Origin of the sequence: Hydrogenophaga sp. (assembly GCF_031426985.1) — a bacterium.
GTDB lineage: Bacteria > Pseudomonadota > Gammaproteobacteria > Burkholderiales > Burkholderiaceae_C > Hydrogenophaga.
This window is the reverse complement of record NZ_JASJOY010000065.1, coordinates 16,112-37,813: the sequence shown is the minus strand read 5'-3', so window position 1 is coordinate 37,813 and position 21,702 is coordinate 16,112. Positions and strand designations below refer to the sequence as shown.

The window sequence follows — 21,702 nt, the reverse complement described above, 5'->3', positions numbered from 1 at the left end:
GTGTTGTGGGGTTGCTGGCTGCTCAATCCATGGGGATCTCCTTTATGAAGTGCAAAGTGGCCGGACGTCTCTCAGGTGGTCCTGGGGCGTCGGTCGCTTATGTACTTGGCCTGTGCTTCCTGCAGCCAGGCCTCCACTGCGCGCCGATCAAACAGGCGCTCGCGTCCAACCCTGAATGACGCCGGCATGGGTGCGCCCGTGCACAACCGGTTCCTTACTGTGCCCGGCGTGATCCTCAGAAGCTTGCTGACTTCCCGTATGGTCAAGTACTCAGGCAGATCTTCCATGACAAGTCCTACTGGTTTGTGATTCCAGCCGGATGCTAGCGGCACGCGTTCATTTGCGACAGTGCGATTTGTTGACACTTGATTGATGCGTGGGACGTTCCGGTTGAAATGACATGCGCGACATTGCAGGACTGATCCTTGAGGACATCAGCAGGCAGCGGTCCGTCGGGCCGGGCGGCGTTCTTCGCGCTTTACGCGAGCGCCTGGGCCCAGTTTTGAGTGAAGCCGAGCTCCTGTTGCTTCAGATTTCGGGCAGAGCCACTTGGAAAGCGCTGTGGGCCCTGTACCCGGCCTTCGTGTTCCAAGGAGGGCCACAAGGCCAGCGCGAACACGCAATCGCCTCTGTCATTGCACATGTGCTGGAGTCCGTCAGTGGATCAAAACGTGCGCGGCAAGAGCATGAGGAATTGTTTGAGGCGAAGGTGTTCCGCCAAATGCGCGAGCAGGCTGCAAGTTTGAAAAATGCGCCCCCTCTGCCTCCAAACGAGCCTGATCTTCAGGATGTGTGGCTGTACCGCTTTTGCAAGCTGTGCTTTAGGCGCAGACTCCCGGGCGGTCAGTTGTGCTTCGAGCACCGCCCAGACCCCGATTCAGCGACTTCGTTGGCGAAGTACCAAAATGGCCGGCGATTGTTCCCGGGATTCAATGACCAGGTGCATTCACTCGCGACACAGGAAGTCTGGCGCTTTCACAATGCCGATCTTGATCTGGGCGTCCTGCACCCTCAAGAACAAGCCTTCAAGTGGCTGGAGTTGCACCGCCCGATGGTCTGCTCGCAACTGGAGTGCAGCACGAATGTCCAAAGAAATAACGCCCGGCTCTGGCGACTGGTAGTCAGTGTATTGCAGCCTTTGCCGGGTGTTGGCGTAAAGGCCAGAGCCGAGCAACAGGCAGTCAATCAGATTTTTTTGACCCACCCGCAGCTGCTCTGGCCAGTCCTTGTGCGCGCAGAGGCTTGGCTCCGGGTGGACCAGGCCCGCCGCGCAAGTTGGGGCGGTGTGCGCAAGAACGCCGGCCGTCGCCCTGTGGCAACTACCTGAGCATGCATTTGGTGGCTAGTTGGCATGCCTCGGCCGATATGTCAAGACGTGGGTGCTGTCCGATTGCAACAAAAGATTTTGCTCGTCGAGCAGAAGTTCGCCTGAAACAGGTCTTCCCCCAAACGAGGGATATCGCAGCAACTTCTCGTGGCACGTTCTGAAACTCATATCAACACTGATTTACAGTTGAGCAGGCCTCGACTTTCAGTCGGCTGATCAAGAAGCGCTTGGGGCCTGTCCACGTGTTCATCTCGGGAGGAATGAAGCATGGCTGTGTATCCAGTGGGCGCATAGTTCATGCAATGCGCTTGGCGCAGTCTGACGTAGGAGCTCGGACTGCTTGCCACTGCGACTGATTTCCTGAAGCTTTTGAAAACCTGAGTTGTTCAGGTCACTGAGTGCGTTTTCGCCTCAGTGCGCCCCTTTCTGTTCGATTCGAATTCCTTCTGACATGAAGATCGCCCACCATCTGACTCGAAATCGCCTCGCAGCTGTCGCCACAACACTTTTCGTGGGGCTGTGTGCGTCTTCGATACAGGCTCAAACCAGCCTCACACACGGGCAGTTTGCCGTGAACGACGCTGGCGCCGCTACCTACAGCATCCCCTTGACGGTGGCCCCGGGTGTTGGCGGCTTCAGTCCGAAGCTCACGCTGCAGTACGGCTCGCACGCACCCAACGGTGTCTTCGGTGTTGGCTGGTCTCTCTCGGGTGTGTCCTCCATCGCGCGCTGCGCCAAGAGCCCGGCCGAAGACGGCTATCGCATCGGCGTCAAGAACGATGCCAGCGACCTGTTCTGCCTGGACGGTCAGAAATTGCGGGCAAGCAACGCCGGCGTCTACGGCGCAGCCGGCACCCAGTACCGCACAGCCATCGACATCTACGGGCGTATCACCTCACTGGGCAACGTGGCCGGGGGACCGCAATCGTTCACGCTGGAAGCCAAGACGGGGGAGATCTACACCTTCGGGGGCACCAGCGACAGTCGGCTGGAGCATCCGGACAAGGCGGTCATCCGCAGCTGGATGGTTAGCGAAATCAAAGACAGGTTCAATAACCGCATCTTCTTCACCTACAGCAAGAACACCATCCTGGGCGAGCAGTTGCTCAGCCGCGTCGAATACAGCAACGGTCGCATTGAATTTTCTTACGAAGCCCGCCCTGCCAACGACCAGATCCTCAAATATGACGATGGTGTGGAGTATGGATCGACCAACCACCGGGTAAGCGCAATAACGGTGATGCACAAGCCGTTGGTCAACAACACGCTTACAGCCACAGTCTTCAGGAACTACAGGCTGCAGTACACGCAAAGTCAGGCGAGCAAGCGCAGCATGCTTCGCTCAATTCAAGAATGCGTTGCAGATGGCCCGTGTTTGCCCGCGATCACAGTTGCTTATCGTGATGCTGCCGTCGGGGCATTTGTCGCGCGAGGATCACAAATAAAAGGTGTGTTTTCGGTTGATGAAAATGGAACCGGTATCCGTGTACTTATCCCCGGCGGTCCAAATGCACCGACACCGGGGAAGGGTGAGACTACGGAACTGGCTATTGGCACGTGGGACATTGACAGTGATGGGCGTACAGACCGCCTAATACAAAGGCGATGGTGCTCGTCGACTGATTCATACGATTGTCGCTCATGGGATTACTTCAAGCTAGCAAATGGCGGCTCATCCGCTCTTTCTGCTTCAGAAAAAACCCATTGCTTCGCTGATTTAGATGGGGACGGCTATTCTGAGCATCTTGGTATTTCCTCGCGTTCAACTACAAGCAGCTTGAGCAATCCAATCACTAGAGAGGTGTTTGATCCTAAGGCGCGAAAAATATCGATAGGTATTGAAGAGCTGGCGTGGGCCACTTGCAGTGCTGTAGACTTCGAAGGCGATGGCATTTCTTCGTTTGTCATATTTGCCGAGTCACGGCACCATAGTAAGGGTTCGGCTTACTCGTCGCGCACATACAGCCTCATGAATGGCCAGCTGCAGATCCAAGCTGGCCTCGGCAATGATTCCCCGAAAGCAACGCTAGACTTGAACGGTGATGGAAAACAAGACCTCCTTGTTTCCAATGATCGAATAATAATTTCAAAGGGGACGATTCAGTCTAGGTATGAGCTGCCAAAAGAGCGATTTATCCCTTCAGGATATTCTTTTATTGATGGCACCAATCGAGGTAGATGCACGGGGGATTTCGATGGGGATGGTCGAAGTGATTTTCTTTTCTTCAGGTATCCGTTTAATATTGTTCTATCGAGAAATACCACATCAGAGAGCGTTGCGACCACACGAAATAGTCGGTATACGTACGAGCCATTGGTGTGTGATGATTTTAATGGCGACGGATTAACTGACTTCTATGCAGCCGATGGACAATTCTTCATCAACAGTTTGCCGGCGGATATTGATCGAATGATCGCGGTTAACAATGGCGCGGACTTCGTGCAAGAAGTTGCCTATAAATCCATCTCCGACAACACTGTGTATTCGAAGGGCACGGGAGCCGTGAAGCCGCAGATCGACATACAGACGCCCCTCATGGTGGTGGACAGCGTGCGCTCGGGCAACGATGCGCAGGGCTGGAACACCACCAGCTACCGCTATGCGCATTTGCGCGCCGATCTGCGACGCAACGGCACACAGGGCTTTGAGCGGGTGACCAGCACCGACCAGGGCACCGGTGTGAGCGTGGCCACGCACTACCACCAGAGCCATCCCCTGACGGGCCAGGTCGCGCGGGTCCACAAGTTCGTGGGCAGCGAGGCAGCGCCGCAGACGCTGGAGAACACCACCCACGGCTATCTGACCCGCACGCTCTCTGTTACGGCCACGCAAGTGATCCAGGTGCACCTCAACCAGAGCACCAGCACCGTCTTCGATCTGCGCCAGCCTGGCGTGCTGGTGGGCACACAGCGCAAGGTGATCGACAGCATCGATGCCTACGGCTTTCCCGTGCAAGAGAGGACCGAGAGCCTGGACTCAAGCGGGGGTGTGACCAGCGTGAGCACGGCAACGCACCAGTACAACCACCAGGAGAGTGCCTGGTTGCTAGGTCAGCTGGTCAGGACCACCACCAGCGCACAAAACCAGCGCAGCTTGCCCGCCACCGGCGCGCCCAACTGAAGCGGATGCTCTGAGGCGAAGAACATGAACCAACCAGCTCTCTTGATCCGCCATCTGCCCTGGTCCGCCGCGTGGCTGCTCACTGCGGTATTGGCGTGCAGCACAGCAGCCCAAGCCCAAGTCGTCGAACCGACCAGCCAGATCGGTGGCACGCGCACGGTGGCCTACGAGCGCAACACCCTGACCGGTGTGGTCACGGCCCAGGTGCTCGAGCCCACATCGGCCCAGCACTGCCTGCGCACGGCCTACGGACACGACAGCTTTGGCAACGTCACCACCACAGCGCAGCAGAACTGCCCGGGCCTGGGCAGCGCAGGCACATCCGTGATCGCCACCCGCACCAGCACCGAGACCTTCGGCGCAGCGGGCCAGAGTGCGGCGGGTCTGTACCCCAACACCCAGACCAACGCAGCCGGGCACGTGGAGCAACTGCAGCACGACAACGCCTTTGGCCTGCCCACGCGGGTGCAGGACGCCAACGGACTGGTCATCCAGACCACCTACGATGCCTTTGGCCGGCGCCTGAACACCACCCACCCCGATGGCAACCGCACCCAGTGGCGCTACGACTACTGCGCCGCGCAGGCACCCAGCAGCGGCACCGTGGCGCTGCCGCCGGACCTCGGCGCCTGTCCGCTGGGTGCGGTGCTGCGCGTGAGCGAAGTGCCCACGCGCGCCGATGGCACGACGGTCAACGGAGCCTCTCGGGTGACGTACTTCGATGCCCAAAGCCGCGAGATCCAGACGCAGACCCGGCAGTTTGCCACCGCCGGCACCCCCCGCTGGTCCATCGTGAGCACCCAGTACGACGCCCTGGGGCGCGTTGGCCGCAAGAGCGCGCCGTACTTTGCGGGAGAGACGCCCACCGACACCACGTTCACCTACGACGCGCTCGGGCGGGTGATCCAGGAGAGCACACCCAACCCCTATGCACCGGGTGGCGTGGCAGTGCGGACCAACCAGTACAGCGGCCGCACCATCGTCTCGACCAACCCGCGCGGACACACCCAGACGCGCGAGCTCGATGAGTTCGAGCGCACCATCCGCCTGACCGACGCCAGGGCTGGGCAGCAAAGCTACCAGTTCACCGCCTGGGGCCAGCTGCACCAGACCCGTGACCCGCGCGGCAACGTCACCCAGATCTTCTACGACCAAAGCGGCAACAAAGCCCGCATGATCGACCCCGGCATGGGCACATGGACGTACCGGCACGACGCGCTGGGCCAGCTGCGCAGCCAGACCAACCCCAAGAGTCAGACCGTCACCCTGGCCTACGACAGCCTGGGGCGCATGATCTCGCGCACCGAACCCGACCACACCAGCACCTTCCACTTTGACGTCACAGCGGCCAACACCGCCTGCGCCAGCGGCATCACCAGCCGCGGGCTGCTGTGCGAGGCCCGATCGGGCAACGGCTACCGCCGTTTGAACAGCCACGACAACCGCGCCCGCATCGTCCAGAGCAGCACCACGCTGGCCTCCACCGGCTCGGCCTACATCAGCAAGATCGACTACGACGCAGACGGGCGCATCAGCCGCCAGACCTGGCCCACCGGCCTGGCGGTGGACAACGTGTACGACCTGAGCACCGGCGCGCTCACGCAAATGAACCTGGCCCCCGGCGGCCAGCTGATCTGGCAGCGCGTGGCCAACAACGCCCGCGGGCAGTTCACCCAGGTGCGCTACGGCAACAACGCGCTGACGGTCAACACCTACGAGCCCAACACCGGTTTGCTGCAGGCCTCCACCGCCGGCCCCAGCGGCTCGCCCACCTGGTTGATTGACCAGGCTTACGACTACAACGCCAACAGCCACCTGAGCAAGCGCACCGACCGGCGGCACGCCACCGAAGAGATCTTCAGCTACGACGAGCTCAACCGCCTCACGCGCTCGCTGCTCAACAACACCGCCAACGCCCAGCTGCTGCGCAACCTGAACTACCAGTACGACCCACTGGGCAACATCACCCACAGCTCCGAGGTCGGCACTTACACCTATGCCACAGGCGCCGGTGCCCGGCCGCACGCGGTGCAAAGCATCAGCGGCCAGGCCGGCAAGACGCTCAACCCCGTCTACAGCTACGACGCCAACGGCAACATCGCCAGCGTGGTGGGCAGCAACGGCGTGCAGCGCACCCACACCTGGACCAGCTTTGACAACCCCAATACCCTGCGCCTGAGCCAGGACAACGTGCAGGTCAGCTTCCTCTACGGCCCCGAGCACCAGCGCATCCGCGAAACCAGCAGCCGCACCGTGGGTGGCGTGACCACCGTCAAGACCCTCAACGTGCTGCACCCGGACAACGAGGGGGCGCTGTACTTCGAGCGCGAAGACAAGACCGTGGACAGCGCCAGCAGCAGCGAGAACCGCCACTACATCAGCGCCGAGAAGGGCGCCTTCCTGCTGATCACCAGCACCAACTCGGTCCAGAGCAACCCCACCCCAACCGCACAGACCGCTGCCGATCTGCGCTACTGGCACAAGGACCACCTGGGCTCCATCGTGGCCAGCACCAACGCCAGCGGCGGTGTGATCGAGCGCATGGCCTACGACCCGTTTGGCAAGCGCCGGCACATCAACGGCAACTTCGACCAGACCGGCACCATCGATGCGACCAGCACCAGCCGCGGCTTCACCGGCCACGAGCACCTCGATGAGCTGGACTTCATCCACATGAATGCTCGGGTGTACGACCCGGATATCGGCAAGTTCTTGTCGGCCGATCCGACGGTGCCGAATACACACAATCCGCAAAGCTTTAACAGATACAGCTACGTCATCAACAATCCGCTGAATCGGGTGGATCTTGATGGTTTCAGGGATGAAAGTGCTCAGGGCAGTCAGGCGTCAGAAACATTCAAAGCCAACTATTCACTGACCGAATCAAGTGGATGGGATGGTCCCGACACGCCAGACAAAAATGGCTTGGGATTGGCTTTAACTGCAGCTGATCCGAAGGCAAATAAGTCGTCCTCTACTGGTTTTAAGGGTGATGCAAGTCTGCTCGCATCTTCAAGAAACGTCCAGCGATCCGGTGAGGTTGCTAGGCAGGTCGCACAGGGCACAATCGACTTAGTCGATGGCGGATACGGTTTGAAGGCTGCGCAAGCTTGGAGGAACAAGGACGTACTTGCTATAACAATAAATACAGGAGCGAGCATGGCGTTCAGCGCCATGACCATCGTCTCTGGTGGAAGTGCCGCACTTACCAAAATGGCTCGGTCCTTGCTGACTCGTTCAGTGAGCAAAGAGGCCGCAAAGGGCGCTGGCGCTGCCGAACTAGGCGGCTTGAACCTCTTCAAGTGGGCCAAAGACACTACGACCAAGCAAGGCGGATGGAAAGAAGGCGACTTCATGCTCCATCTGCCCGAACAAGGCAGTGTGAAGGCTAACTGGTCTCAAAACGCTGGACGGCTGCGAGAGCAGATGAGGCAAGGCGATCCCATCTATGATTCGTATCGAGACGCTTTGACGGGACAGCAAATTCCTACACAGGGCTTCTTGCGTGCAGAGCGCAACCTGTTGGAGTCGCGTGGTTGGCAATACAACTCCTCGACGGGCGCCTATCACCCGCCGGGCCGGTGAAAGGAGGTGGTCACGATGTCAGTCCCATTCGCACTGGAGGCAAGGCGCGGTTTCGACGATTTGGCGCAGCAATTCGGGATGTCCTGTGCAGTGTCCAACGATCGGGAAGTCCGTTATGAGAACGACAGCGCCTTCTTGATCATCAACTTCGACAACGGTCGCTCGTATGAGTTGGGGGTCGAAATTGGTAGAAAAAAGTTGGCGCAGCCGGAGCGGCCTTTTTCGCTTGCGGAGGTACTTCGCCTTAGAGGTGTGGCGGAAGCGGCGGCTATTGATGGAATGATGGTCAGCCAGGCCGCTCGGCTGCCTGATGCATTGGCGCGCTTAGCCCGACTGATCACGCAACACGCCGCTGACTTCTTGATGGGCAGCGACTTCTCGTTTGCGCAGGTAGCCAAGCTGCGTCAAAGAGAAAGCGATGCCTATGCTCTAGAGGGGGCGCTTCGATCGGCCCGCGCCAGATCGGAGGCTGCGTGGGAAAAGCGAGACTACCTAGGAGTGGTCCAGTCGCTTGAGCCACTGGCGCAGCATCTGTCGCCGACGGAAAAGAAGCGACTGGACTACTCGCGGCGGCACCTTGCGCCGTAGCAAGGCAACTCGGCAACGGGCAACGGGTCAGGCCTTGCCTTTTGCCTGGCCCGACCACTTCAAAGTCCGGTACTTGCCGATAGATGTTGAATTCAATCCAACAGCGCAATGCATCTGTTGCCCAACTGAAACCCTTGCCAAATGAAGATGTTGGAGTCCGTTGCATTTCCGTCGCCATGGCGCCCATTCGCGTCGCGATCGGCCTCCGTGCATTTGGCGGGCGTGGTGGTGGTAAGCACCGCGTTTGCCATGGCTGGAGTTGGGTTGGTGTCGTGGGAACGGATCCAGACCCAGCGGGTCCAGATCGAGGTGGCTGCGCTGGAGCGCACCATGGCGCTGCCCAGCGTGTCAGCCGAACACGCCGCAGCGCAACCTGCCCTTGAATGGCCCCTTCGCGAGTCGGTGGATGAAGTGATCCAACAGGCCGGCCAGTCTGCGGTGCGCTTGGGTGTGAACATCCGGTCCCTTTCGGTGTCGCACCAGTCCGCCAGCCCTGCGGTGTGGGGTCGGGTGAGCCTGCAAGTGTCGGCCGGTGGCAGCTATTCCGCGCTCAAGGCCTGGCAGGCGGACGTGTCGCAGCGCTTTCCCGCGTTGGCGGTGCAAAACCTGCGCATGCAGGCCACAGCCGGGGCGGCAGCCGGACTGGAGTCGCAATGGACCTGGGTGCTGTATGCGCGTGATTGAGTCAGTCCAATTGAAGGGGTTCAAGCTGCCAGGCACCGTGGCAGTTGCTCTTTGCTGCTGTGCTCTCGGCGTCGCGGCGAATCCCACCACACCATCCGATGCCACGGTCGGGGTGCGGGCCATGCTCAAGCCCGCAGCGCGCGACCCGTTCTTGTTGCCCACCCCCGTGCCGGTGGTGGTGCAGGCGCCAGCGCCGGTGTTCGCGCCGCCACCAGTGCAAGCCGCTCCGGTGATGCCCAGTGAACCGGTTTTGCAACTGAGCTTTACCGGCCGCATGCAGACGCCGGACGGCCGCCATCTGGTGCTGGCCCAGTGGAGCGATGGGCGCCCGGTGACGCTGGAGCAAGGCAAGGTCTTGCCCAACGGCTACCGCGTCGAGCGCATGAACGCCAACCTGGTGGAATTGCTGAACCCGCAGACCCAGGCCGTGGTGCAGCTGCCGCTGCCGCCGGCGCCCCGCTTCGAGACCCGATAATCCCCACTCATGACAACAAGCATCCGGGTGGTGTGGAGGGGTAGCGTCTGCGCGGCCGCGCTGCTGCTGGCCGGTTGCGCGCAGCAGATGATTCGTGACGACGCGGCCACGCAGGTGCGCAGTGGCCAGTACGAAGCCGCCATCCAAACCCTGCAGGACGGCAGCCGCCGCTACCCGGACAGCGGTTTGCTGCGCAGCGGCCTGATCAGCACCCGCGAAGAAGCCACGGCCCGCCTGGTGGCCCAAGCCACGCAAGAACGCATGAACGGCCAGTGGGAGGCAGCCAACGCCACGCTGGAACGCGCCCGCAAGCTGGACCCCAACAACACGCGCGTGCAGGACCTGCAGGCCGACCTGGTGCGTGAGCGCCATGTGCAGCAAGCCCTGCAGACCGCACGCCAGCAGGCGGGCGGTGGACAAAGGGACGCTGCCTTGCGCACGCTGGACAGCGCGCTGGGCCATGCCCCCCGCCACCCGGAGGTCACCAGCCTCAAACGCCAGCTGGAGCTGGAGCAGCGAGTGGCCGCAGCCCCGGCCAACCGCCTGGAACTGGCAGAGACCCGCACCATCAGCCTGGACATGCGCAACGCGCCACTGGCTTCTTTGCTGGAGGCCCTGCGCGACGGCAGCGGCGTGAACTTTGTGGTGGACCGCGACGTGCAGATGGAGCAGCGCGCGAGCATCTTCATTCGCTCGGCCCGGGTGGAAGACGCCATCGACCTGGTGCTGGGGGCGTTCCAGCTCTCGCGCCACATCGTGGACGGCAAGACGGTGATGGTCTACCCCAACACCCCCGAAAAACACAAACAGCACCGCGAGCAGGTGATCCGCGTCTTCCACCTGGCCAACGCCCAGGCCAAGACCACGGCCACGCTGCTGCAGAACATGTTGCGCATCCAGCCGCCGTTTGTGGACGAGAAGGCCAACATGATCGCGCTGCGCGAGCCGCCCGAGATCGTGGCGCTGGCCGAGCGCCTGGTGGCCCTGCACGACCAGGGTGAAGCCGAGGTGATGCTGGAGGTGGAGGTGCTGGAGGTCAAGACCTCGCGCCTGACCGAGCTGGGCATCAACGTGCCCAACGCGATCAGCTTCTCGCCCCTGCCTCTGCCCGGCCAGAGCGGGCTGACGCTGGACAGCTTCAACAGCATCAACTCCGGCCGCGTGGGGGTGAGCGTGGGCAACGTGCTCTTGAACCTGCGGCGCGAGGTGGGAGACTTCAACACCCTGGCCAACCCGCGCATCCGTTCGCGCAGCCGCGAGAAGGCCACCATCCTCATCGGCGACAAGATCCCGGTGATCACCACCACGGCCGGTTCCAACGGTTTTGTGTCCGAGAACATCAGCTACCAGGACGTGGGCCTGAAGCTGGAGGTAGAGCCCGTGGTCTCGCCCGACGACGAAGTGTCCATCAAACTGGGCCTGGAGGTGAGTTCGTTGGCCGGCGAGGTGCGCACCACCGGGGGGTCGGTGGCGTTCCAGATCGGTACCCGCAACGCCAACACCACGCTGCGCCTGCGCGATGGCGAAACCCAGTTGCTGGGCGGCCTGATCAGCAAGGACGACCGCTCCAGTTCGAACCGAGTACCGGGCCTGGGCGACCTGCCCGTGGCCGGGCGCCTGTTCTCCAGCCAGAAGGACGATGTGCAGAAGACCGAGCTGGTGCTGGCCATCACCCCGCGCATTTTGCGCAGCGCGGCACGGCCCGATGTGTCGCAGGCCGAGATGTGGGTGGGTACCGAGAACTTCACCCGGCTGCGGCCCCGGCCTGGCGCCCGAGGCACGCAGCCTGCGGCTGGGTCGGACGCAATGCCCCCGACACCGGATGCGCGCGTTGGCGCCCCAGGTGCAGCGGCTGCGGCGGCTTCTTCGGCTGCGAACCCGGCGGCGGCGCAGCCACCGCTGCCCACCGGCCTGACGCTGCAGCTCAAAGGCCCCGAAACCGTCAAGGCGGGCGAAACCTTCACGGTGGCGGTGCACGCCGCTTCGGGCATTCCGCTGGCGGGCCTGCCCATGGACTTGCGTTTTGCGCCGGACAAGCTGCAGGTGGTGGGGGTCTCTGAAGGCGCCTACTTCCGCCAGTCGCCAGCGGCCAGCAGTTTCACGCACGCCGTCAACGCCACCGAAGGCCGCATCAGTGTGGGCCTGCTGAGCAATGCCGAAAAAGGTGTGGCCGGCGAGGGTGATCTAGTACTGCTGCGCCTGAAGGCCCTGGCCCCGGGCAAGGCCGAACTGTGGTTCCAGAACCTGGACCCGCTGGGGGTCAACGGCATCGTGCCGCTGCCGAGCAAGCCCACCTGGTCCACCACCGTGCAATGATGGGCATGCGCTGCCTCAGCCTCGGTCGGCCCCGGCTCGCCCAGGGGTTCACCCTGATCGAGTTGCTGGTGGTGATGGCGATCCTCGGGGTTCTGGCCGCGGCCATCATGCCCCTGGGCGAGGCGATGCTGACCGCCGGCAAGGAGCGCGAGCTGCGCCGATCGCTGTGGGAGATTCGCGCCGCCATTGACGACTACAAGCGCCATGTGGAGCGGGGCGCCATTGCAGCGGGCGCCACCGACTCGGGTTACCCGCCTTCGCTGCAGGCGCTGACCGCCGGAGTGGCCGACGCGAGGGCCACCGGGACACCCCGGCAGCTGTACTTCTTGCGCCAGATCCCGCGAGACCCGTTCGCCGACCCGAGCCTGCCTGCCGAACAGACCTGGCGGCTGCGCAGCTACGCATCGCCACCGGACCGGCCCGAGCCCGGGACGGATGTGTTCGATGTGCGGTCTTCATCGGACGCGGTGGCGCTCGATGGCACGGTCTATGCCAGCTGGTGATGTGATGGACGCGCCGCACCTTCGTGCCAGACGCCGCAGCGGCTTCACCCTGATTGAACTGCTGGTGGTGCTGGCTGTGCTGGCCATTCTCGCGGGCATCACCGCGCCGCTGTACCTGGACCGGGTGGACCAGGCCCGAGAGACCACCTTGAGACACAACCTGGTGGGCCTGCGCCAGGCGATTGACCAGTTCTACCGGGACAAGGGTCGCTATCCCAAGACGCTCGATGAGCTGGTGCAGACCCGATACATGCGCAGCGTGCCCGAAGATCCGATCACCGGGCGCAGCGATAGCTGGGTGCTGGTACCCGCGCGAGAGGGCGATACCGAAACCGTCTTCGACGTCAAAAGCGGCGCCAGCGGCCGCGCCAAGGATGGCAGCTCCTATGCGCAGTGGTGAACGCGCCCCCAAGAAGGGTTTGCACCGGGCGGAGCACGGCTTCACCCTGGTGGCGGTGCTGCTGGCCATGTTCCTGCTGGCGCTTGCCACGCAGCAGGTGATGGGTGTGGTGTCCCAACAAGCCCAGCGCGAGCGCGAGGCCGAACTTCTGCGCATCGGCGCCGAAATCGTCCGCGCCATCGGGGCGTACCACGAGCAATCACCCGGCGCCGTCAAGGACTGGCCGCCGTCCCTGGAGGCGCTGACCGACGACCGGCGCTTTGTGAGCCTGCAGCGCCGCCTGCGCCGCATCTATGCGGACCCGATCACCCGCTCTCATGAGTGGGGCATCGTACCCGCGCCCGGTGGCGGCATTGCCGGCGTCTACAGCCAAAGCGAAAGGGCGCCCATTCGCACAGCCGGCACAGAGCTGACCGAGTTGGGTCTGGGCGCTGCGCAGCGCTACAGCGACTGGAAGTTCGTCTACACGCCGCGGGTGGCTGGCGAATCGGCCGGGGTGAAGCCATGAGCCAGACCTTTGCCGTGCGTTACCTGCGCCTGGGCGACGACCAGGTCAGCGAGGAGCGCTTGCAGGCCGAGACCGAAGCCGGACTGCGCCAGCAGCTGACGGCGCAAGGTTTCACGGTGTTGTCGGTTCGTGGGACCACCGCACCAACCTTCTCAAGGCCCAGAAAGCCTCAGCGCGGCCGCTTCGCGCTGTTCTGCCGTGAAGTGAGCACGCTGATCCAGGCGGGTATGACGGTGGTGGAAGCGGTGGACACGCTCAGCGCCCGCGAACGGCTGGCCGGGCAGGCGGACAGCCTGGCCGCGCAGCTGCTGGGTGAACTGGAGCAGGGAACGGCTTTGTCGCAAGCGCTGCAGCGGCTGCCCGATGCGCCGGCGGTACTGGTGGCGGCGGTGCGCGCGGGCGAACGCACCAGCGACCTGGCCCAGGCGCTGGCGGATTACCTGCGGTTCGACACCCTGGTCGAGCAACTGCGCCGCAAGGTGGTCAGTGCCGCCATCTACCCGGCGCTGGTGACGGCGCTGGGCGTGGGCATCTCGCTGTTTTTGTTGCTGGTGGTCATGCCCAACTTTGCGCGCATGTACACCAACCTGCGCGGCGGCGGCGCCAGTGGTGCGACCAGCTGGATGATCGGCCTGGCGCAATGGGTGAGCGCAAACCAGGCCGCCACGCTGACCGCTGTGGCGCTGGCGTTGCTGGCGCTGGCGTGGTGGATCTGGAGCGGCTTCGCGCGGCGGCACTTGCTGACCTTGGCGCTGCAAGTGCCCTGGGTGCGTGTGCGGGTGGAGGACTTTCAGCTGGCCATGCTCTACCAGGCGCTGGCGCTGATGCTCAAAGGCGGTTACCCCATGACCGAAGCGTTGCAGGTGGCCAGCCGTTCGGCGCTGGACGCCCGCCTGACGGTGGCCCTGCAACAGGCTTTGCAGCGCATCGAACAAGGGGGCGCGGTGGCCCAGGCCCTGGCCGATGCGCGGCTGTGCGACGAGGTGGGGCGGCGCCTGATGGCCGCGGCCGAGCGCAACGGCGACTTCCACCTGGCAGCCGATGTGGTCTCGCGCTTGCACCGCGAGCACTTCGAGCTGTTCGTGGAACGCCTGACCCGCATCGTCGAGCCTGTGCTGCTGATGGCCGTGGCCCTGATGGTGGGCGGCATCGTGGTCATGATGTACCTGCCGGTGTTCGACATGGCCACCCGTCTTCGCTGAACAACATCACTTCCAGACTGAACATGTCCGAGCGCCCCCGCCCACCGCCATTGCCGACGCCGGAGCAACTTGTGCAAGCCATCGAGCAAGTGCGGGCGCAGGGTGCCGTCCGTGACGGAGGGCTGTACGCGGGCTTGCAGGCCGCCCTGGCGGGAATGGCCTGGGGGCCCGCACTGTTGCGTCACCAGGGGGTGAGCGTGATCAATGACGAGACGCTGGACCGCGCTCAGCTGTCGTCGCTATTTGGTGCGCCCGAGGGCATGCGCGTGGGTCTGCTGGAAGCGACGCTCTTGCTGTTTGACGACCCCTGGTCGGGAAGCGCCACCCAGAGTCTGCGGCGCATGGGATCCGTTGGCGCGCGCCTGGCCCTGGCCCAACCCGGGCAGCTGGAGCGCTTGCGCAGTCGCTTGAACGACAGGGTCTCTGCTGTGCAAGCGGCTGCCGTGCCCATCCGAGAGGCAACGTCGACGGGCGCGGTCACCAGCAGCCCGGTGGTGGCCTTTGTGGGTCAGGCGATCGAACGCGCCTACACCGACGGGGCCAGCGACATCCACTTCGAGACCGATCGCCTGGGCGTGGGCGTGAAATACCGGCTCGACGGCGTCATGGCCCCCGGACCCCGGCTGGACGATCCGCCGCGCGCCGAAGAAGTGATCTCGCGCATCAAGGTGCTGGCGCAACTGGACATCACCGAACGGCGTCGCCCGCAAGATGGGCGCATCCACTGGCAGCCAGAAGGATCGTCTGAAGCGGTGGACCTGCGTGTGTCCATCATGCCCAGCATCTTTGGAGAGGATGCAGTGCTGCGCCTGCTGGACAAAGCGCAGCTGCGCCACAGCCAGAGCAGCGTATCGCTGGACCTGCTGGGCTTTGAGGGCTCAGTAGCCCAGCGCATCCGCGACCTGGCCGCCCGTCCTCACGGCATGCTGCTGATCACTGGGCCCACCGGCAGCGGCAAGACCACCACCGTTTACGCCGCGCTCACCGAAGTCAACGACGGTCTGGAGAAGATCATCACCATCGAAGACCCGGTGGAGTACGAGCTGCCCGGGGTGCTGCAGATTCCGGTCAACGAACAGAAGGGGTTGACCTTTGCCACCGGGCTGCGCTCCATCCTGCGCCACGACCCTGACAAGATCCTCGTCGGTGAAATCCGTGACGCAGAAACCGCGCAGATCGCGGTGCAATCCTCACTGACCGGCCACCTGGTGTTCACCACCGTGCACGCCAACAGCCTGTTCGATGTGCTGGGACGTTTCCAGCACTTCGGCATTGAAGCCTTTGCGCTGGCTTCGGCGTTGAACGGTGTGGTGGTGCAGCGTCTGCTGCGTCAGGTTTGTACACAATGTGCTGAGCAAGGCATGCCATGGCGAGAGCCGACGCCGGACGAACAGGCCAAGCTGGGCGCACTGAACCTGCCCGTGCCAACCCAGCTGCCGGCGCCCAAGGGTTGCGTCCATTGCCGGCACACCGGCTACAAGGGGCGCTTTGTGCTGGCCGAGGTGCATGTGCTCAGTGACCGGGTTCGCGACCTGATGGTGGCCAAGGCCAGCATGAGCGAGTTCAAGCAGGTGGTCTACCAGGACCCGACCCAGCGCCTGATCGCTCAAGCCATTGAATTGGTCCGGGAAGGTCGAACCACGCTGGAGGAGGTGACCCGTGTGGTCGGTCTGGTCTGAGCGGGTGGATGTGTACCTGGGCACCGGTGTGGTGCTCGTTCAGCGTCAGGGCGTGCCGCTGTGGACCTTTGAGCCGCCAGCCACGCTGCCGCTGGGCGATGTGCTGCGGCAGGTGGATCTGGCGCAGCACCGGGCCAACTCCAAGCCTTGGCGCTTGCACGTACACCTCTCCGCAGCGCTGTGTCCACCAGTGACGTTTGTGGTGCCTGCGGGTGTCAAGCGGCAGGAGGTGCGGGCCATTGCGTGCGCCAGTGCTTCGCATGTCTGGAACGTTCCAGCTGAGCATGCGGCCGAGATCGTGTGCAGCCTGGACGCCGGCAACCAGGGCCTAGCGGCAGCCATGCTGCAGAGCACGCATAGGTTGATTGCCCAGTGGGCGGCGGAGCACAAGGGATTGCTGGTCAGCTTGCGACCACTCTGGGCGGCGGCCACAGCAGCAAAGGCATGTACAGACCAGCAGGTCGAATGCGTGGCCTTGCTGGAGCCGGATGCGTTGACGGTCTTGAACCTCAGTCCGACAGGGACCGCGTACACCAAAAGCTGGGTGGGTCGGTACGGGCCAGTAGATGCCCTGTCGAGCTTGGCCGAGATGAGCGATCAGGCGGCTGAAGCACAGCAAAGTACAGGTGTGGCGATGGCCTTCAACAGGGAACCAACGCAGAACGTGTGGGTTCAGGGGCCGTCTGCTTGGGCGAAGCACTGGAGCGTGCTGTCATGAGGTCCGTGAGGATTGATTTCGTTGAGCCCAAGGCCTGGAAGTTCATTTGGGCTGCTGCGGCCTTGGTGGTGTTGGTGATCGTGGGCTCTACCGGAGGCAAGGTCTGGCAACTGAGGCAGCAGCGGGTGGTGCTGGAGCAGCAACTGGCGGCTATGAACGCCCAGCAGATGCAGCGGCTCGCGCAAGCGCCAGAGTCACCACAGGACAACCCGAGGGCGGCCAGCGAGGCGGCAGCCCGGCGTTTGCTGCAGCGCGACTGGAACCGCCTGTACGACGCTATCGAAACGCCGGCACTGGCCAAGGTGCGGCTGGTTCAACTGACCATGGATGCGGGTAGCGGGCAGGTGGTGCTGGAGTACGAGCTGGAGTCCATGGCGCAGGCCGCGGTGGTGACCCGGGCGCTCAACGATGCTTCTGGTCAGGCAGGTGTTTGGCGACTAGAGCGCGTGGATAAATCCAGCCAAGGTGGTGGTGTTGTTGAAACTGATAGGTTCCGAGCCGTCTTGCAGGGCGTGATTGAGTAATCTGGGCCAGGCTATGGTCAAGGTACTGTGGCCCCCAAACGGTGAGGTTTGCCTGCTCTATGCGGCTCGAAATAGAACGTGGCAGGCCTCTATCAAGACGAGTGGCATTTTGTTGAATGAGGGAAGTAGAGGTGAATGTGGGAGGTTTGTGGAAAGCTCTGATTGTGTTTTATTCCGCTGGACCAATGACATTGTTGCTCATGGGCTACGGCATGGCGTGGGCAATCGAGGATCGGTTTGGCATACCGCGCGCTGCACTGTTTGGGTCCGCGCTAGATCTCTTTGATTTGGGGTTCTTGCCGGCTAGCGTTTTGTTTGAACGATTGGTAAAAATCTTTGGCGAGGGGTTTGAGCTGCGGGTGCTGTACGGCTCTTTGGGTGCAGTGTGTATTCTGCTTCTGATTGCTGTAGGATTGGCGACCAAGAAGGCGTGGCTCGAAAGCAGTCTATTTTTGAAGGCAAAGGAATTTGCGAGCCAAAAAACCAAATACATTGATCAGCATCATCGTCTTGCGGGGCTGTTGGTGGCCGCTGCTTTCGCTTTTCCGTTGGTCGTTTGGGCTGCAACAAAACTGATCTTGTTTTTTCTTGTTGTGCCATTGATGGCTTTTGTCATTGGCATCAATAACGGGCTGGCCTACATTGAGAAATATGTTATTTCTCCTGCTGCCTGCTCTGTGTCAAAGGGCTCCCTCCAGGCGGGTGCTTCTTTGGAAGAGGTCAATGCTGCACTTTGTGTTGCCTTAGATAAAGAAAACCAAGCTGATGTGGTTCGTGGTCGATTGGTTGTTGCCACCCAGAAAGCCTATGTGTTACGTCTGGAGGATTCGACTGTTCGGGTTTTCAAGGCAGAGCTTTATACGCCGCGACCGATCGCTTTGATTGCGAAGACAGGCAGTCTCTCAGAGAGGCGCTGAGATTTTTTTTGAGTATCAGACGGCGCAAATCCGTTTGCTTGGTGTGGGTGGAGGGTGCCAAGGGGAATAATGAGGTGTACAATTTTCACATTGCCGTCGTCTGTGGGTTTTCTCAATGACTTGCGATGATTTGGTCGTGGATAATTTTGCTTTTTGGCATCACTCATTGGGTTGAGTGAATTTCGCGTATTTGTTTAATTTTACCGTTTTGCATGGATTTCACACTTGGCTCACTTTTAGCCCCAATCAGATGGGCGTCAGGCGCATGGCAAGCGATTCGGAACTTGGGGGCGTACAGGCGCTTGGCTCTTTACAGCAAACACAACAAGGAGTTTGTATGTGCTATGCAAGGCCATCTGGCCGAGTTCATTGTGGTTGCCGGGGAGCGACACAAGCAGCTGCGCATCGCGCTTGACGCACACAGGACCAAAGAGTCACGCCAAACGAAGAAGGACCTTGGCATCGCCTACAAAGCAGTCAGCACCCACTTGGATCACCACCTCGGACGAGCCTGTCAAGCGGTGTTCACTGCACTGAACCAGTATTTTGACGATAGGCATCATGCCTACTTGCACCGGCCGCGGTTTTGTATCAAGCTGCGGCGTGGTGAAAACGTGTACACCTACGCCCGGGATGGCGCTGTCTCTGTCGACCGGTCTGAGAAAGCGTTTCAGGCCGCACGCGATGACAACACCGGGTTTGACTGGGTGGCTACCCAAGGCAGCCCATTCTTTGAGAACGATCTGCCTACTCTCGCTAAGGCTGCCAGGTACAAAAATCCGAGGCTCAATGTTGCGCGTGCTACAAGCTACTCTTCGTCGTGGTTGGCTCCTCTACTGGACCGACTCTCGGCCAAGCCTGTCGACGATGACAGATGGATCGACTGCTGGGAAGCTGACCGTCCGGCAGTCCGTCCGTCCGCAGTTGCTTGCTACAAGTCCACGCTGATCGTACCGATGACTCTGTTGCATCACCAGGTCAGTGCCGAGTTCAAAGAGTACTTCGGCTTGCATGGTCACTTGCTTCCCGCAGAATCTGAAAAATACAATTTCGGATTCCTGTGCGTGGACAGTCATCATAAAGACTTCTTCAACGACCAAGATCGTGCGAATCTTTTCATGCACGCAGATTTATTTTGTCTGTTCCTCATATCGGCATATACGTTTCGAGAGCATTCGCAAACGTTCGCAGATGCTGAAAAAATCGTGAAGTCCGTCGGTAACAGCTCGACAACCAGTCGAGCACAACCTCGTGGGAGACGAGCATGAATGTTGATGTAAAAGTGAAAAAAATGGAATCAGTGCAAAACGAAACGGAGTCGTCCAAAAAAGGCCTTGCCTCTGGTTCAAAGGTGTATGAGGTCCAGTCTGGCGATTATTTATACCGAGCCGCTCAGGATATTTCAAGGATGGGATTGGCTTTGTATATCCAAAATAATCCGCCATCGGCGCCGCTTCAGAGTTCGATCGCCGCGGGGGCCTTCAAAGCTTCGCGTGTTTTTCGGGTAGGGCCGTCACGAAAAAGAGGCTGAAGGTTCAGTGTGGTCTTGGGCGGATTCAAGCTTGAAGTGCAGCACCTGTTACCGAGTAAGGTCCCCAGATGCAGAGCACCCCGCCAACAAGATATCAACACCTCCAGCCTGGAGACCGCCTGAAGCTGGCCAGCCCGGTCCAGCACAAGTACACGGTTCGAGATATCACCCTGATCTTGGGTCGATCCCCCAGCACCATCAGCCGGGAACTGCGGTGCAACGCACAGCCCACGCTACGTCAGCACCACAGCCCGTACCTGCGCCCAACGCAAACGCCTGGAAGGCTGCTCACTGGGCAAGCTCCATCGCGATGGCATCCTGTTCGGGGTTGTGCACCACTTTCTTAGCGAGCGCTGGTAGCCCCAATAGATTGCCCTGACACTGGCCTGCATTTTCCCCAAAGGCCATGAGCACTGCGTGTCACACGAGACGATCTACAACTGCATCTATGCCCAACTCGTGGACGAGCTCAAACGCGAGCTGATCGCCACCTTGCGTCACGTCCACAACAAACGCGTGCCGCGCAGCAAAGGACAGGACCGCAGGGGGTAGATCCCCGACATGGTGCGCATCCACCTGCGCCCTCCTGAGATTGAAGACCGGCAGTTTCCAGGGCACTGGCAGGGTGAGTCATCAAGGGAGCAGCCAACGCCAGTTCGGTCGCTGGCCGCACATAACGGTTCGGGGGACACGTTAGATCACGATGTGTCAGGACGTGCGATGGGCGACAGCTACCTAATGGCGGCTATGCCCAAACGCTATCGGTCGGGCGGCTTGGTCGCGTCACTGCACGAACTGCACCAGCCACAGCGAGATGGACGGGAACAGCAGCAGCAGCGTGGTGCGGAACACGTCGCTGATCAGGAAGGGCATGACGCCCTTGTAGCTCTCGCTGATCGGCACGTCCTTGGCCATGCCGTTGACCACGTACACGTTCAGCCCCACCGGCGGCGCCAGCAGACCGAAGCCCACCGTCATCAGCACCATGATGCCGAACCAGATCGCCGTCATTTCCTGGGTCATGCCGAAGTCCATGGACATGACCATGGGGAAGAAGATCGGGATGGTCAGCAGGATCATGGACAGCTCGTCCATCACCGCGCCCAGGATCACGTAGAACAGCAGGATCGCGGTCACCACCATCAGCGGCGACAGGCCCCAGCCGTTGACCACTTCGGCCAGCATCGCGGGCACCTGGGTCAGCGCCAGCGACGCGTTCATCAGATCGGCACCGATGAAGATCAGGAAGATCATGGCGCTGGCTTCGGCCGTGGCGTAGAAGCAGTGCTTGATCTTGGCCCAGGTCAGCTCGCGCTTGAGCAGCGCCGCGACAAAGGTGGCCGCCGCGCCCACGCCGGCGCCTTCGGTGGGGGTGAACAGGCCGCCGTAGATGCCGCCGAACACGATCAGGAACACCACCGCGATGGGCAGCACGCCCAGCGCCAGCTTGGCCGTCATGCGGGGGCGGTCGTCGTCGTCGTGGTCGGGCGCCTGGCCGGGCACCAGGCGCACATAAATGGCGATGGCGATGATGTAGCCCGTCATGGCGATGGCGCCCGGGACCATGGCCGCGGCGAACAGCTTGGCGATGTTCTGCTCGGTCAGGATGGCGTAGATCACCAGC

Annotated in this window: 21 protein-coding genes; 19 read left to right on the top strand and 2 right to left on the bottom strand. The window is 61.7% G+C overall.

The window, feature by feature from the left end; all coding sequences use genetic code 11:
* Window positions 1–71: 71 nt before the first annotated feature.
* Window positions 72–287: a helix-turn-helix domain-containing protein gene (locus RMP09_RS24075; protein ID WP_409559705.1), complete on the bottom strand. Its 216-nt coding sequence runs from the start codon at window positions 285–287 to the stop codon at window positions 72–74.
* A 113-nt stretch (window positions 288–400) separates the two neighbouring features.
* Between RMP09_RS24075 and RMP09_RS09020 the strand changes: the two genes are divergently transcribed.
* From RMP09_RS09020 to RMP09_RS08935, 19 genes are all read left to right on the top strand, one after another.
* Window positions 401–1,327, top strand: coding sequence for a hypothetical protein (locus tag RMP09_RS09020; protein ID WP_310565645.1), 927 nt, complete (start codon window positions 401–403; stop codon window positions 1,325–1,327).
* A 451-nt stretch (window positions 1,328–1,778) separates the two neighbouring features.
* Window positions 1,779–4,448 carry a SpvB/TcaC N-terminal domain-containing protein gene (locus RMP09_RS09015; protein WP_310565644.1) on the top strand — a complete coding sequence of 890 codons (2,670 nt, stop codon included), beginning with the start codon at window positions 1,779–1,781 and terminating at the stop codon, window positions 4,446–4,448.
* Between the two features lie 24 nt (window positions 4,449–4,472).
* Window positions 4,473–8,033: an RHS repeat-associated core domain-containing protein gene (locus RMP09_RS09010; protein ID WP_310565643.1), complete on the top strand. Its 3,561-nt coding sequence runs from the start codon at window positions 4,473–4,475 to the stop codon at window positions 8,031–8,033.
* Window positions 8,034–8,048: 15 nt separating this feature from the next.
* Window positions 8,049–8,621 carry a hypothetical protein gene (locus RMP09_RS09005; RefSeq protein ID WP_310565642.1) on the top strand — a complete coding sequence of 191 codons (573 nt, stop codon included), beginning with the start codon at window positions 8,049–8,051 and terminating at the stop codon, window positions 8,619–8,621.
* A 141-nt stretch (window positions 8,622–8,762) separates the two neighbouring features.
* The gene (locus RMP09_RS09000) at window positions 8,763–9,305 is read left to right on the top strand and encodes a GspMb/PilO family protein (RefSeq protein WP_310565641.1); all 543 of its coding nucleotides are present in this window, start codon (window positions 8,763–8,765) and stop codon (window positions 9,303–9,305) included.
* A 121-nt stretch (window positions 9,306–9,426) separates the two neighbouring features.
* Window positions 9,427–9,780: a hypothetical protein gene (locus RMP09_RS08995; RefSeq protein ID WP_310565640.1), complete on the top strand. Its 354-nt coding sequence runs from the start codon at window positions 9,427–9,429 to the stop codon at window positions 9,778–9,780.
* A 9-nt stretch (window positions 9,781–9,789) separates the two neighbouring features.
* A complete protein-coding gene (locus RMP09_RS08990) occupies window positions 9,790–12,096 on the top strand; it encodes a cohesin domain-containing protein (protein WP_310565639.1) in 2,307 nt (768 codons plus the stop codon).
* Between the two features lie 5 nt (window positions 12,097–12,101).
* Window positions 12,102–12,599, top strand: coding sequence for a type II secretion system protein (locus RMP09_RS08985; protein WP_310565638.1), 498 nt, complete (start codon window positions 12,102–12,104; stop codon window positions 12,597–12,599).
* 4 nt (window positions 12,600–12,603) lie between these two features.
* A complete protein-coding gene (locus RMP09_RS08980; protein WP_310565637.1) occupies window positions 12,604–12,999 on the top strand; it encodes a prepilin-type N-terminal cleavage/methylation domain-containing protein in 396 nt (131 codons plus the stop codon).
* Window positions 13,000–13,048: 49 nt separating this feature from the next.
* Entirely contained in the window at window positions 13,049–13,507 is a 459-nt protein-coding gene (locus tag RMP09_RS08975; RefSeq protein WP_310565636.1) for a type II secretion system protein, read from the top strand.
* Window positions 13,504–14,709: a type II secretion system F family protein gene (locus RMP09_RS08970; protein WP_310565635.1), complete on the top strand. Its 1,206-nt coding sequence runs from the start codon at window positions 13,504–13,506 to the stop codon at window positions 14,707–14,709. The genes RMP09_RS08975 and RMP09_RS08970 overlap by 4 nt, the downstream gene beginning before the upstream one ends.
* Before the next feature lie 71 nt (window positions 14,710–14,780).
* Window positions 14,781–16,388 (top strand): GspE/PulE family protein, encoded by a 1,608-nt coding sequence (locus RMP09_RS08965; RefSeq protein ID WP_310565634.1) that lies wholly within the window; start codon window positions 14,781–14,783, stop codon window positions 16,386–16,388.
* Window positions 16,369–17,106, top strand: a complete 738-nt coding sequence (locus RMP09_RS08960) for a hypothetical protein (RefSeq protein WP_310565633.1) — start codon at window positions 16,369–16,371, stop codon at window positions 17,104–17,106. Before RMP09_RS08965 ends, RMP09_RS08960 begins: the two co-directional genes overlap by 20 nt.
* Window positions 17,107–17,111: 5 nt before the next feature.
* A complete protein-coding gene (locus RMP09_RS08955; RefSeq protein WP_310565632.1) occupies window positions 17,112–17,630 on the top strand; it encodes a hypothetical protein in 519 nt (172 codons plus the stop codon).
* A gap of 185 nt (window positions 17,631–17,815) precedes the next feature.
* On the top strand, window positions 17,816–18,547 hold the full coding sequence (locus RMP09_RS08950; protein WP_310565631.1) for a hypothetical protein: 732 nt from the start codon (window positions 17,816–17,818) through the stop codon (window positions 18,545–18,547).
* A gap of 344 nt (window positions 18,548–18,891) precedes the next feature.
* The gene (locus RMP09_RS08945) at window positions 18,892–19,815 is read left to right on the top strand and encodes a hypothetical protein (RefSeq protein ID WP_310565630.1); all 924 of its coding nucleotides are present in this window, start codon (window positions 18,892–18,894) and stop codon (window positions 19,813–19,815) included.
* On the top strand, window positions 19,812–20,078 hold the full coding sequence (locus RMP09_RS08940; RefSeq protein ID WP_310565629.1) for a hypothetical protein: 267 nt from the start codon (window positions 19,812–19,814) through the stop codon (window positions 20,076–20,078). The genes RMP09_RS08945 and RMP09_RS08940 overlap by 4 nt, the downstream gene beginning before the upstream one ends.
* 68 nt (window positions 20,079–20,146) lie before the next feature.
* Window positions 20,147–20,425, top strand: a complete 279-nt coding sequence (locus tag RMP09_RS24070) for a helix-turn-helix domain-containing protein (RefSeq protein ID WP_409559704.1) — start codon at window positions 20,147–20,149, stop codon at window positions 20,423–20,425.
* A gap of 70 nt (window positions 20,426–20,495) precedes the next feature.
* The gene (locus RMP09_RS08935; RefSeq protein WP_310565628.1) at window positions 20,496–20,630 is read left to right on the top strand and encodes a hypothetical protein; all 135 of its coding nucleotides are present in this window, start codon (window positions 20,496–20,498) and stop codon (window positions 20,628–20,630) included.
* 231 nt (window positions 20,631–20,861) lie between these two features.
* On the opposite strand, the gene RMP09_RS08930 is transcribed toward RMP09_RS08935, so the two are convergent.
* A partial coding sequence (locus tag RMP09_RS08930) for a TRAP transporter large permease subunit (protein ID WP_310565627.1) occupies window positions 20,862–21,702 on the bottom strand: 841 nt, incomplete at its 5' end.

Bases quoted from the DNA above. Each gene is read 5' to 3' on its own strand.
- RMP09_RS24075 (WP_409559705.1), bottom strand. From the start codon at position 287: ATGGAAGATCTGCCTGAGTACTTGACCATACGGGAAGTCAGCAAGCTT.
- RMP09_RS09020 (WP_310565645.1), top strand. From the start codon at position 401: ATGCGCGACATTGCAGGACTGATCCTTGAGGACATCAGCAGGCAGCGG.
- RMP09_RS09015 (WP_310565644.1), top strand. From the start codon at position 1,779: ATGAAGATCGCCCACCATCTGACTCGAAATCGCCTCGCAGCTGTCGCC.
- RMP09_RS09010 (WP_310565643.1), top strand. From the start codon at position 4,473: ATGAACCAACCAGCTCTCTTGATCCGCCATCTGCCCTGGTCCGCCGCG.
- RMP09_RS09005 (WP_310565642.1), top strand. From the start codon at position 8,049: ATGTCAGTCCCATTCGCACTGGAGGCAAGGCGCGGTTTCGACGATTTG.
- RMP09_RS09000 (WP_310565641.1), top strand. From the start codon at position 8,763: ATGAAGATGTTGGAGTCCGTTGCATTTCCGTCGCCATGGCGCCCATTC.
- RMP09_RS08995 (WP_310565640.1), top strand. From the start codon at position 9,427: ATGCTCAAGCCCGCAGCGCGCGACCCGTTCTTGTTGCCCACCCCCGTG.
- RMP09_RS08990 (WP_310565639.1), top strand. From the start codon at position 9,790: ATGACAACAAGCATCCGGGTGGTGTGGAGGGGTAGCGTCTGCGCGGCC.
- RMP09_RS08985 (WP_310565638.1), top strand. From the start codon at position 12,102: ATGCGCTGCCTCAGCCTCGGTCGGCCCCGGCTCGCCCAGGGGTTCACC.
- RMP09_RS08980 (WP_310565637.1), top strand. From the start codon at position 12,604: ATGGACGCGCCGCACCTTCGTGCCAGACGCCGCAGCGGCTTCACCCTG.
- RMP09_RS08970 (WP_310565635.1), top strand. From the start codon at position 13,504: ATGAGCCAGACCTTTGCCGTGCGTTACCTGCGCCTGGGCGACGACCAG.
- RMP09_RS08950 (WP_310565631.1), top strand. From the start codon at position 17,816: ATGACATTGTTGCTCATGGGCTACGGCATGGCGTGGGCAATCGAGGAT.
- RMP09_RS08945 (WP_310565630.1), top strand. From the start codon at position 18,892: ATGCAAGGCCATCTGGCCGAGTTCATTGTGGTTGCCGGGGAGCGACAC.
- RMP09_RS08940 (WP_310565629.1), top strand. From the start codon at position 19,812: ATGAATGTTGATGTAAAAGTGAAAAAAATGGAATCAGTGCAAAACGAA.
- RMP09_RS24070 (WP_409559704.1), top strand. From the start codon at position 20,147: ATGCAGAGCACCCCGCCAACAAGATATCAACACCTCCAGCCTGGAGAC.